At 63.0% G+C, this 11,572-nt stretch carries 9 protein-coding genes; all 9 read right to left on the bottom strand.

The window, feature by feature from the left end:
* Window positions 1–359: 359 nt before the first annotated feature.
* The 9 genes from QTI51_RS36955 to QTI51_RS36915 all read right to left on the bottom strand — a co-directional run bounded on the left by QTI51_RS36955 (window position 360) and on the right by QTI51_RS36915 (window position 10,814).
* A complete protein-coding gene (locus QTI51_RS36955) occupies window positions 360–2,687 on the bottom strand; it encodes an EAL domain-containing protein (protein WP_286547703.1) in 2,328 nt (775 codons plus the stop codon).
* 524 nt (window positions 2,688–3,211) lie between these two features.
* Window positions 3,212–3,628, bottom strand: coding sequence for a BLUF domain-containing protein (locus QTI51_RS36950; protein WP_286518140.1), 417 nt, complete (start codon window positions 3,626–3,628; stop codon window positions 3,212–3,214).
* 337 nt (window positions 3,629–3,965) lie between these two features.
* Window positions 3,966–4,169, bottom strand: a complete 204-nt coding sequence (locus QTI51_RS36945) for a hypothetical protein (protein ID WP_286518142.1) — start codon at window positions 4,167–4,169, stop codon at window positions 3,966–3,968.
* 1,006 nt (window positions 4,170–5,175) lie between these two features.
* The gene (locus QTI51_RS36940; RefSeq protein ID WP_286518143.1) at window positions 5,176–5,568 is read right to left on the bottom strand and encodes a helix-turn-helix transcriptional regulator; all 393 of its coding nucleotides are present in this window, start codon (window positions 5,566–5,568) and stop codon (window positions 5,176–5,178) included.
* Between the two features lie 28 nt (window positions 5,569–5,596).
* A complete protein-coding gene (locus QTI51_RS36935) occupies window positions 5,597–5,827 on the bottom strand; it encodes a hypothetical protein (protein ID WP_286518145.1) in 231 nt (76 codons plus the stop codon).
* A gap of 15 nt (window positions 5,828–5,842) precedes the next feature.
* Window positions 5,843–6,631, bottom strand: a complete 789-nt coding sequence (locus QTI51_RS36930) for a YadA-like family protein (protein ID WP_286518224.1) — start codon at window positions 6,629–6,631, stop codon at window positions 5,843–5,845.
* A gap of 11 nt (window positions 6,632–6,642) precedes the next feature.
* On the bottom strand, window positions 6,643–7,809 hold the full coding sequence (locus QTI51_RS36925; protein ID WP_286518147.1) for a hypothetical protein: 1,167 nt from the start codon (window positions 7,807–7,809) through the stop codon (window positions 6,643–6,645).
* A 330-nt stretch (window positions 7,810–8,139) separates the two neighbouring features.
* Complete coding sequence (locus QTI51_RS36920) at window positions 8,140–8,958, bottom strand: winged helix-turn-helix domain-containing protein (RefSeq protein WP_286518149.1); 819 nt, start codon at window positions 8,956–8,958, stop codon at window positions 8,140–8,142.
* A gap of 122 nt (window positions 8,959–9,080) precedes the next feature.
* A complete protein-coding gene (locus QTI51_RS36915) occupies window positions 9,081–10,814 on the bottom strand; it encodes an EAL domain-containing protein (protein ID WP_286518151.1) in 1,734 nt (577 codons plus the stop codon).
* Window positions 10,815–11,572: the final 758 nt, after the last annotated feature.

The following is an 11,572-nucleotide window of genomic DNA, read 5'->3' as shown; positions in this document are numbered from 1 at the left end:
TATCCCGCAAACCAGCAGCCGCGGCAGCTCGAGGACTACTGAAATCACGGACCATGTGCACTGGGCAGCACCGTGATGTTGGTTGCCACGGAAAGTTGCCGTGTATATCTATCGATCAGTCGCACGCAAGCGATAAAGCGTTGATCATGCGCATGAAAGCGATCGCCCAGACACGCGTGCACTACGACGACAGTGCGTGTGCACGTGAGGCTGCGGCGCGAGGACTTCAATGACCACAGGAGGATTTGTCGCCCTTACAGGGAGCAAGGGCTGGCGCTGCGCCGCATGCGGCCCAAGCGCAACAGGGCCGCAAGGCTGAGGCCAACCTCCACCAGACAGTGCAGCCAGATTTTTCCCAGCTACTGCTCCTTTTCACCGCCAAGCAGTTGTACGCCGATTGTTTGAGGGGTGGCAGGGTCGGAAAGGATCGCGTCCACCCGGTGTCTTGCCATCAAATGCTGTGCCTGCTCGGCATTGGTGGCCTCGAGCACCTGCCAGCCGTCGGTGAGCAGATGCCGACGCAGCGCTGCGGCGTTGGTTTCATCGTTGCAAACCAACAGCAGGGTGCGCTGCTCGGGGTTGGAGCGCTGTCCGAGCAGCGCCGCATCAACCCGACGTCCCTCGCGCAGCATGGTCTCCACCTCGGAGGCCGTCACCGCGGCGCTGAACCAATATCCCTGCATTTGGTCGCATCGGTTGGCGGCCAGCAGGATCGCCTGGCCTTCACTCTCGACACCTTCGGCAACCACCTTCATCTGCAGCCGGTGCGCCATGGTGATGATGGCCCGCGTGATCGACACATCTTCAGCCGGCGCAGCGACGTCCGGCACCAGAGAGCGGTCAATCTTCACCACGTCCACCGGCAGACGGCGTAGATAGCCCAGGCTTGAATAGCCCGTGCCGAAGTCGTCGAGCGAGACCTCGACGCCCAGCGCGCGCAGTGCCTGCAGGTGTTGCACCGCTTGATTGAAGTTGACGATCAGCGTGCTCTCGGTGACCTCGACACCGAAGAGTCGCGGGTTCAACCCGGCCGCGGCGAGCAGGTCTTCGATTCGCTGTGCCAGGTCATGCTGCAGCAACTGGCGCGCAGACAGGTTCACCGCCATGCGCAGGGGCGGCAGCCCGGCACGTTGCCAGGCCGCGGCCTGTTCTATCGCGCAACGCAATACCCAATCGCCGATGGCGACAATCAGACCGGACTCTTCTGCGATGGGGATGAAACGATCCGGGGCGATGGTGCCCAACGTGGGGTGATGCCAGCGTAGCAGGGCCTCGACGCCTACGATGCTTCCGTGTTTCAAGTCGATTTGCGGCTGGTAGTGCAGTTCTAACTGCTCGTCGCGCAGCGCATAGCGCAGCGCAGTCTCCAGCGTCAACCGTTCGGGATCGTCATCCTGTGCCGCGTCGGCATAGACGCAGAACTGATTGCGGCCCAGGCGCTGGGCCTGTTGCAGCGCGGCACTCGCGCGGCGCATCAATGGATCGACGCCGTCGCTGTCTTCTGGCGCCGTTGCGACGCCGATGCTGCAAGTCAGGTGGATTTCGTGGCCTTCGATCCTCAAGGGCTGGGCGATGGCCCCAAGCAGGGCCTGGGCCGTAGCAAATACCGAATCCGAAGGAGCGGGCATCACGATCACGAATTCATCGCTGCCCCTGCGCGCGACCAGGTCGACGTTGCGCACGGTCGAAACGATTCGCTGTGCCAATTCACGCAACGCCGCGTCGCCGATTTGGAGGCCGAGGCCATCGTTGACGCGCTTGAAGCGGTCGATTTCCAAGATCAGGACCGCCGTTTGGGCGCTGGTCTGCAAAGTGGCGACCAGGCTTTCATAGAGGCCCTGGCGGTTCGGAAGACCGGTCAGCTCGTCAAAGCGCAGCAGTTGCCGGATGCGGCGTTCGGCCGTACGGCGCTCCCGCAAGTCGTCCATGCAGACATGAGCGAATGTCTCGCCGTCACTCGTCACAAGGCTGACGGAGACAGAGACAGGTATCTCATGCCCCTCGTTGTGGCGAATGCTGGTCTCGAACCGCAGCGCACCCTGCTCGCACAACTGGCGCCAGCACTGAGGCCATGTCGTCCCCTCCATTTGGGTGTCGACGTCCGCCACGCGCAATCGCAGCACCTGTCGGCGATCAAGGCCCAGCAGTCGGCAGGCGGCTGCGTTGGCATCGTGAAATGCACTGTCGGGCCCCACCAGGAACAGCGCATCGTTGGCCTGTTCAACGGCATGGCGGGTCAGCAGCAATTGCCGCTGGGCATGCTCCCGTTCGCTGACGTCGAATGCGGAAGGGATCAGCCACACCACGCGTCCGTCAGGACCATACAGAGGCAGTAATGAGAAATCCATGACGAGTGTGTGAGCACCGTCCGTGACGACGCGCGCATCGAAGCGCGAGGCCTCCCCGCGCAGGGCGCTTGCCAATGCCCCCTTCAGACGTCGCCGGGACAGTTCGCACCCTTGCCACCATGGCGTGGTGTCGAAGCGCTGGCCGATCACCTGCTCAGGCGTGCAGCCGATGGCGCGCAGCGCCGCATGGTTGGCATACCGCAGAACACCCTCGCTGTCGAGGAGGCCCGCGAACACCGATGGCCCGAGCCGATCCAGCACGTCGTGGAGCGCGCGCTCGGCAGCGGGTGGGACGCGGCTGGCCGCAGACAGGGGCACGGCGTCGTCGCTGCCAAACATTTGCTGATCCGGGGCATGTTCCATTCGGGAAGTCTGCCCGGCAAACTGCATCGCCTGTGTGATCAGTTGCGGGCCTGAAGGACCAGATCAGATCGAGGGTTGCCGCCGGAATCAGCTCGCATGTCGGCGTTGTACGCATGAGGGGCTCCGGAGTGATGGGCTGGAGGTTCATGCTTGGCGCATCTGCGCGATGGCGCAACTGCCAGATCCGGCAGGGTCTGCAAGATCCTGAGATCAAGCGCCGGCACCCTGATTCGACCGTGTTCTTGTGCCCTGTACTTGCCCAAGTCGCGCACGAGCAAGCCTGTCGGCGAGCTGAGACAAGGCGCTTCGTCACAACGCGCTGACAGCAGCGTGTCGGGATGGCAGCGTTTCGCTGCGCTGAAGATCCGGCGCGTCAATGGCAGCGCGCGCATGAAGTCTGCACCCCGAGCTTCAGCCGTGCGCCGCCCCGGCTCGGTCCCTCCGCTGCTGGAGCAGTGACGGGGCCTGCGCCTGAATGCAACTGTCAGCGGTGGGCTGCTTCAGCCTGCGCAGCGCGCCCATTGCGCCGTCGACGCGAGTGCACGCACCGCCGGCGCCGCGCTGCTCGCCTGGATACCGAACAAACCCATGTCCCGCAGGGCGCCAAGCGATGCATTGATTTCGTCATCCGATTCCAATGCCGCCATTGACCACTGCGGAAATGCGCGCACTGCGATGAGGCGGTACTCCAGCACCACAAGCTGGCAATGTCTGGGATCGCGCCCGATGCGACCGAGCAGATGCTCCAGCGATGCCTCCTCCCCCTCGAGATACTGCATGAATGCGCCGCGGAGATGGCAGAGCGCGCCGGTGATCCCGAGCGAGGCGTTGTTCCTTCTGGAAGTGCGAAGAATGGCCGCGATGTCGTTGGGCGAAGGACTTTTCGAGATGCTGCGGTAGATGATGCGTGCCAGCATCTGGGCATTATCTTGCGGGGCGAATGGTCGATGCAAGATTCGACCTTATCGGTGTCGTCGCCTTCTCACCGCGCCTGCATCGCTCGATGAGGAAGGGGTCGCTGTCCTGCGAGCCCAGACTGCAATCCATCTCGTTTGATGAAATGGAAAATCGGCAAGCATTGCTCGATCACGGTGCGCGTGGGCAAGAAGCCCAGTGAGCTTTCGCAGGCCTCGCACGTGACGTTCTCGAAAAAACACGGCTTCCGCAATGGGTACAGCTGGACAGCTTCATGGAGGTCGTCCGGATGGCCTGTGATGTTGGCCGCTCGCTGGAATGCGCGCTCGCTCGGTGACTTCAGCGTGCGGCGGCCCTGCTTGGAAAGCTGCCGAGCACTTTCGAGAATGACTGGCTTTCGATCAGGCCAATCCCCGCTTCGCGCTCGCGCTGCACCGCCAAATGAAGCAAGCCAAGCATTGCAATCAGAAGCAGGACGAAAGCCAGCAGCCACAGCTCGCTGCGAGGCGGTCGCTGGCGGTTTCTTGGATCTTGCCTGTGCATGGAGTCCTCCTGACGAAGATTTGAAATCTTCCAGTGCCGCACAGTGGCTGCTGTCGGCCAGATTTGCGACGCGATGTACAGCGCCGTCCGACTTGCCTCACTTCATTGGGTTAGTTGCATGGGCGACAGTTCCAGCACAGCGGGGTCGCCCACCGCTGCGCACGCGGCTGAGTGAGCAGCGCTGCGCGCCACGGCCGCGGACGACCGAGGGCACTTCCCTTGCAGTGCCTCGGTCGCACGCTGCTGATTCGCCTCGAGGACGATGGAAAAAATCCAAATGGCTGAGGTGAAAGCCGGGACAGGGGATGTGACAGCGCTGCAGCGCCCTCGAGTTTGCGGTTCCGGAGACCTTGAAACTGGCGACTGCCATCCGTAAATTAGCCGGCGCGGGACGTGCATCAATGTCCCGATTGAAGAAAGGAGTGACCATGTCTTCTGGATCGGGCTCTTCCTTGCCCGCGAATGACCAATCGTCTTCCAAAGCCTCGCACCGGCGCGGTCCGGTCGTCTTGGGAGAAAGGCAGATCGAAGCGTATCTCGTGGCGCGCGAAGCGCTGCGGCGGGTGAAAGCGGCTGCGGCATCCATGCCGCTGGCGTCCTGCCAGCGCCCGGCTGGCCGCATGGCCTCAGGTGGGGGATAGCTCGGAGGCGACGGGTTGCCAGGTCGTAGACGCGGCGGCCAGAGATTCGATCGCGGCCTCCACGGCGCGGGCAGGCGCACCGAGGCTGCACGTCGCTCGTACATCAGTTCGCGCGCAACGGCTTGGACTGGTTGAAAGGCGTGCTTCGGTGTGCGAGACCGCAGTCGGCCCCAATCCGGTACACGAGAGTTCATGAGCGGCGCTGGGCCCCGGTCCTTGAAGAGCGGGGCAGTCAGTGGCACAGCTGGAAGTCACTGTTTCCCGGAACGGCGACCGGGGGCTCGTGCTCGCACCTCAGCCGGGCAGGCGAACGCACTGCGTCACTCCAGCAAACGATGCTGCACTGCGGCCCTTCCTTGCGGATTTCAAAGTAGCCGCTGCCCAGGATACGTCGGAAGTTCACCGACCAGCCAGAGGTACAACTCGACGCGCTCTGCATGGGTCAGGCTGGATCGGCCAAAGCCCTTTTCTTCCAACAACGCCAGCACCTCCCCGACAGTAGGCTGCACCTTCTTCCAGAGTTCCATCGAAGGACCGGACCATTTGGCCCCTTCCCCGGTCGCGAGCCATCTCGCATCGACTCGAAAATAATCGGCGATCGCGAACAGGTAAGTGGACTCGACGCCTTTGTTGCGGCCCGACAGCCAGTGCGTGATCGCCGGGCGGGTCACGCCGCAGTGACGGGCCAGGTCGGCTTGGCAACCACGGCCCTTTTCGGCAATGAGTTCCTGCAAGCGCTCGGAAAGCGTGCCGCTCATCGGATTGGACTTCCTGTCGCTCTCGACATCACTTGTGTTGCTGCTTTTCTGCCATGGAGCGAGCGGCGGCACGCTCCTCCTGCACGGCATGTTGAGAAAGCAGCTGGGCCTTGCCGCAAAAAGCGCAGCGATAGAGGCGTCGCGCAGGCAACAGGCGCATCCATGCCGTCCTCGGCACCCGCACGAGCAGCCCTATGTCGCAACGGCAAGCGGAAAATAGATGAGCCATGACAACGATAGACAGGCGCAGGTGGTTCAATTAGGTTGCCGGGTGCTACCAGGCGAAGCCCACTTGCACGCGCGTGGCTAGCCGAGTGGTTCCGCCGCCCACCGCTCCAGACACGCCCACACCGACGTTGAGCGCTTCGTTGATCTGATAGCCCCAGGAAACGCCCAATGCGTTTTCGCCTGCGTAGTTGCCTGCGGCGGCACCTGTCCACTGCTTGCCCGGCGCCAACGCCGGCATCTGCGGCATGGCCAGGGCAGCGGCCACTCCCCGGGCGGCGAACTGGCGTGCCGCGGTGGATGCGGCATCAACGGCCTGCTGCAGCTGAGATACGTTCGCGGCGTCGGTGGGCTGTGTGCCCGGCGCGACGTTGGTGACCTGACGAATGAGGCCCGTCGTGGAATCGCCCACTGACACCGTGTTGTCGCGTGTCGAGACCGACCCTTGCCCCAGTGCCACGGAATTTGTGCCGCTTGCCAACGTATTTGCACCCACGGCCACCGAGTTGTTGCCCGCCGCCACCGCATTGCTTCCGATGGCTGTGGTTGGATCGGCCAATGCACGTGCACCTGCACCAATCGCGACGGAGCCCTCGAAGCGCGCCTCTGCACCGGTACCCACGGCGGTCGTGCGGTCACCGACAGCCTGGGCTCCGTTGCCGATGGCCGTGGCGCCGTTGCCCTGAACGATGCTGCTCGTGCCGCAGCTCACGCTGCCGTTGCTGAAACTGCAAAGCCCGTTCTGGAAGGCCTGGTTCATGACCGCCTGGAGCGCTCGAACCTGCTGGTTTGAAAAACTGTTGGCGCTGCTCAAGGTGGCCTGATCGGCCTGCTGCATCTGTGCCACGTTCACCGCGTCTGTAGAGGCCTGCCCGGCGCGGACGTTGCTGACCGTGGTGCCGGCACCGCCATTGCCGTTGAGCGCCAGCGCTTGCCGTCCGAGGTGTACTGCGCAGCGTTCTGCGCCAGACCCAGCGCTGTCGTCGCAGTTCCTTGCGCGCCGTCGGCAGTATGTTGCGCAGCGGCGGCCGCAGACACCGCGACGTTGGCGGTGCCTTGCGCTGCAGCGGCAGCCGTGACCGCCGTGTTGGCGGTGCTCTGCGCGGCGCCTGCGGCAACGTGGGCCAAGTTCGCGCTGGTCTGGGCCGTGTCCGCAGCCGAAAGCGCCGAATCCGCCGTGCTTTGCGCCGCCCCGGCGGTGTGGTTCGCGGAATTGGCCGCGCCCAGGGCGGTGCCTGCCAGACTATGGGCAGCGTTGGCGGACTGCTGGGCCGCGTTGGCTCCGCTGTAGGCGGCCGACGCAAGCCCCATCGCGCCGTCGGCGGTGCTTTGGGCCGCGCCCGCGGAACTGGCTGCGGTGTTGGCCGTGCTCAGTGCCGTGTTGGCTGTCCCCTGTGCGGCGCCGGCGGCCGACTGGGCGGAGTCCGCGGTGTTTTGTGCAGCGCCTGCGGCGAGGTTGACTGTGTACGCATAGCTCATTGCAGCGTTGGCACTGGCCTGCGCATTGTCCGCGGACCTTTGTGCGCGAGTCGCACCGGTGTAAGCCGCCGAGGCCAGGCCCATGGCGCCATCGGCCGTGCTTTGCGACGTGCCAGCTGCGCTCAATGCCGAGTTCGCCGTGTTCTGTGCGCTGTCGGCTGAGCTCTGTGCAGCGCCCGCGCTCGACAGCGCGGCGTTGGCCGTGGACTGCGCCGCGCCAGCAGCGAGGTTGACCGTGTACGCATAGTTTATTGCGTTGTTCGCACTGACCTGGGCGTTGTCCGCGGCCATCTGTGCGCGAATGCCGCCGGTATAGGCCGCCGTGGCCAAGCCCGTGGCTCCGTCGGCTGTGCTCAGGGCAGTCTGCGCCGTCGTCTGGATCTGGTAGGCCTGCGCACCATTGATCGCATCCGTGCTGCCCTCGGCAATGTTCCCGGGGGCGACGTTGGTGACGGGTTGCGTGCCGTTGCCGGCGTATGCGGGACGACTGAGCACGAGCAGGGGCATCGCGGACATCACGCCGGCAAGCTTCAGCAAAGCGAGCAGGCGGGCGGGCGGACGTCGGTTTGGAGCCCTCGAGCTTGGCAGGAAAGTCACAGGCTTGTCTCCATTTGTAAAACAAAAGGAAACTTTATCTTTTGATGCATCTTTCACTAAAGCTCAGTGCATCTACCTGTGATTCCCGTCACACCATGCGCTTTTCGACGTATGAATTATGCGAAGGGGTCTCCGTCCGACGACGCGAGTCGGCTTCGGGAAGCCTGCCGTGCGCTGCCGCGCGACATGGCCGTTCGCGCGCTGCGAGCGTCACACGCGTTGAAGCAGGCTTGCCCCGTTCAGCCGCTGCGGCGCTGCGGCGTGTTCCCGTCAGCCATTTGTTGGCTCTCCAACCGGGCGCGGCGGCTTCGAGGTGCCGATCGCGACGACTGGAGCGGATGCGCCATCCTGGAGCGAGTGAGGGATGATGAAATCACCATGGGCTGACGTGGCAGCCACCAATTTGTAGCCACGGCCGTAGACCGGCAGCAGCTCAAATCCATTCTCTTTGCGCAACGCGAGACGTGTTCGCACCCGCGCGACGCAGACATCCAGAGCCCGGGACCGGCTGCTGTGCGTGGAGCCTTTCCACAATGAGCGCATGAGCAGATCACGCGAAACCACATGCCCCACATTGCCGAAGAGGGTGATGGCCAGATCGAACTGGAGCGGTTGGAGCTGGATTTCCAGACGCCTGTGAATCACGACGTGGCGGCCATCCATGACGAAGCGGTAGTCGCCCCAGGTCACCTCTCGCTCGGCGTCGCCGCGCTTTGCATGAAACCCCGATTGGTGCAGGAGTGCTTCGATCCTCCATTCAAGTTCGTCATCGCTCAGCGCCGCGAAACCAATCACGGTGGCACCGAAGAAATCGTCGCTGCGCGGCAGCGATCTCCATTGCAGCGCCTCCAGGCAGAGAAGGACGGGGACATCCTTTGCACGGCAGATGGCGGACACGCCCAACCACTCGGCATGACGGGTGACAGCCATGATCAGGACATCGCACGGATGATTGCGGGCCAACTGCTCGAGAAATTCGTTGGTGTCCCGGAACTCGCGCACCGATGGCCCGATCCGTCGGAGCCGCGAGCTCAGCTCATGTCTGCGACTTTCGCTGTGATCGACAAGTGCGGCCCTGATTGTCTTCAAGAGTCATCTCCCGTGTGCGTGAAAGACAGTTGCCCCGTTGCTGTCGGATCCATCTTTGGATTGCGCAGCGGGTTCCCTCTTGTGCGTGGCACTGCAGGCATCGTGGGGCGGGCGGCGTGGGATCAGACGAACGCCGGCGCGGCGGTGTGGAGGGTGTTCGGCGATCGGCGAGGATGGCTCGCTGCCACGCTCCGTGGAGCCTGCAACGCGTGGATCAGCTCCGCCGGCGGCAGCGGTCGACCATAGAACCAGCCTTGCATCAGGTGCACGCCGCGCTCTCGAAAGTATTTGACCTGCTCGTGGTTTTCGACACCTTCCACGATGATCTCCACACCCAGTTCCTTGGCCAATTCGATGACGGAGGGGACGATTCTCTCCCTCAACGTTCCCGTCCCTACGGTGTCGGTGAACTTCTTGTCCAGCTTGATCTTGTCGACCTTCAAGTCGCTGAGGTAAGACAGGTTGGCGTACCCCGTGCCGAAGTCATCGATGCAGATCTCGTGGCCACGGCCGCCCAACTCCACCATCACGGTCACTGCAGATTCAAGCTTTGCAGACGTGCGTTCCGTGAGTTCAAAAGCCAGTTGCGTGGGGGCAATGCCCTGCGCTTCGAAATGTAGCTGCAGCGACCGATGGAAGTTGTCGTCCACCATGTCTGCGGGAACGACGTTCACGCTGATCTTGAAGTTTGGGTGGCTGCGAAGAAAGGCGCCGAAGTCTTCAGAGACACGTTGAAGCGCCAGACGGGTTAACTCGCCAATCAGGTCGTTCGCCTCGGCGATCGGAATGAAGACCACTGGCGAGATGCTTTCCCCGCTGGGCAGCGTCCAGCGCATCAGCGCTTCGGCCGACACCATCTCGCCGGTCCGGTTGTCGACGATGGGCTGGTAATGCATGAACAGCTCCTGATTGCGAACGGCTTCGCGCAGCAGCGCATCAATGGTGTGCGTCTTGAATTGACGGGCGGACCATGAGGCAAAGCCGAGCGCCGTGCCGACGCCGGCGAGGAGTGCGGTGAAGACGAGCAGCATCAGGTTGCTCATCAGCACGGAAGCTCCATGTGCCTTCAGCACGTAGCACGTGATCTGCCCGGGCAAACAAGCGACCGACACCAGGTCGCCCCGAAGCCAACGTGTCGCACCGGAGACAAGCAGTGGTTGATCGATTCCCGGATCCGATCCGCGTACCACAAGTATGCTGTTGTTGGCTCTGTTCAGAAGAACCACACTCAGGGCGTAGTAACCGTGCTCCGCCGTCGCAGGCTGACTCTCCGGCGCAATCAGGAGTTCATAACCTCGTTCCTGGACCAGCGTGGATTTGACGCCGGGCGAGAGCGGCAGATCGACATTGCGCCATATCTGGCGGCCGGTCTCCGAGGTGAAGTCGGGGCTTTTCGAAGGCAGCGCGGAAGCGGCGGCGCCCAGATTCCCACTGCACCGTTGACCAGGGTGTTCTCCCTGGAAGATCACGTCACGAATGATTGCAGACCGAAAGGCGATCGACCGCAACGCAGCAAGATGCATCGGTGAGCATGCTGGAACGTCCAGCGCATGCAGCTCCTGGAACGCCGCATTCACCTCTGCGACCCGCTCGAGCGGTTTTGCAATCACCGTGGCTGCTGCACTGCGGATCTTGTTTTGCTCATGTGCAATCAGGAACCCGCCGACGGCAGCGAGCGCCACCAGCATGCCGAGGATCGACCAAAGGCTCGTCCTGTGCCGCCTGGACATCAGCTGCCCCATCACCGTCGCCTCGGGATGACTGTCGCGCCGCGAGATGGGCGATCCGACTGGATGAAAGTCCGCAAACCGCATCACGCCACTTTCATTCGGAAAAGAGCATGAACGATATTGCATTCATGTCTGCTCGGGTGCGTGTCAGAGGAAGCAAGGGGAAATATTCTCCGGGCGTGGCTTTTATCCGGCTTCAGGTGTGATCTGCATCACAACTGCGATCAGGAACATTCGCTGGGCGGCAGCGGGCGGTCAAAATCTGTGGGCGAATTTTTCGCGGCCGACAAATTGAGCACGGCGTCCGGCCAAGAAGCAATACGTCAGCGTTCAACGGTCGCACAAAAACGGGGCAGGTGTGAAACGACCTGCTCGTGGCGCGCCGCCCGATCACGGTGCGTCTGGCCAGGCAGAGACAAGTGCACCCTCACATACCTTTCCAACTGCGGCATTGACGCAAGGCCTGAGCTTGTTTGCTGTAAGTGCTGATCGAGAGGGACGTGAATTCAGTTCCATTGCCGGACATGCTCGATGTGAGACCGACAACACTTTGCTGGTGTCTCCCCGGTGCATCGACTTCAGGATTTCCGACCTCCTGAGCGCTGGAGCGTCTGGGCAGTCTCTGCGGCTGCATGCAGCGTGCAGCGTGCAGCGTGCAGCATGCTGCCGCATCGGACCGGGAATGTGTTGCTTTGGTCGTCAGAATCCCGGCCTCGAGACCCGCCACCTCCCGTGTGTTGCTGAGGGGTGTCCTCGGGGCAAGGAATGACGTCTGCGGCGGCGCATCGAGTTGCCACCCGACGTGGATGCAAGATCCTGTCGAGTGTTCGCCGGCTTGCTCGCCATCCGGTCCGTTTGCTTTGCGGCGCCCGTCAGGAGTCGAC

The organism is Variovorax sp. J22G73 (genome assembly GCF_030317035.1).
Lineage (GTDB): Bacteria > Pseudomonadota > Gammaproteobacteria > Burkholderiales > Burkholderiaceae_C > Variovorax.
The sequence above is the reverse complement of the archived record's forward strand: the minus strand, read 5'-3'. Positions and strand labels throughout refer to the sequence as shown.

Coding starts and splice junctions, on each gene's coding strand:
- QTI51_RS36930 (WP_286518224.1), bottom strand. CDS start 6,631: ATGCAGCAGGCCGATCAGGCCACCTTGAGCAGCGCCAACAGTTTTTCA.
- QTI51_RS36915 (WP_286518151.1), bottom strand. CDS start 10,814: ATGCAATATCGTTCATGCTCTTTTCCGAATGAAAGTGGCGTGATGCGG.
- QTI51_RS36955 (WP_286547703.1), bottom strand. CDS start 2,687: ATGTTTGGCAGCGACGACGCCGTGCCCCTGTCTGCGGCCAGCCGCGTC.
- QTI51_RS36950 (WP_286518140.1), bottom strand. CDS start 3,628: ATGCTGGCACGCATCATCTACCGCAGCATCTCGAAAAGTCCTTCGCCC.
- QTI51_RS36945 (WP_286518142.1), bottom strand. CDS start 4,169: ATGCACAGGCAAGATCCAAGAAACCGCCAGCGACCGCCTCGCAGCGAG.
- QTI51_RS36940 (WP_286518143.1), bottom strand. CDS start 5,568: ATGAGCGGCACGCTTTCCGAGCGCTTGCAGGAACTCATTGCCGAAAAG.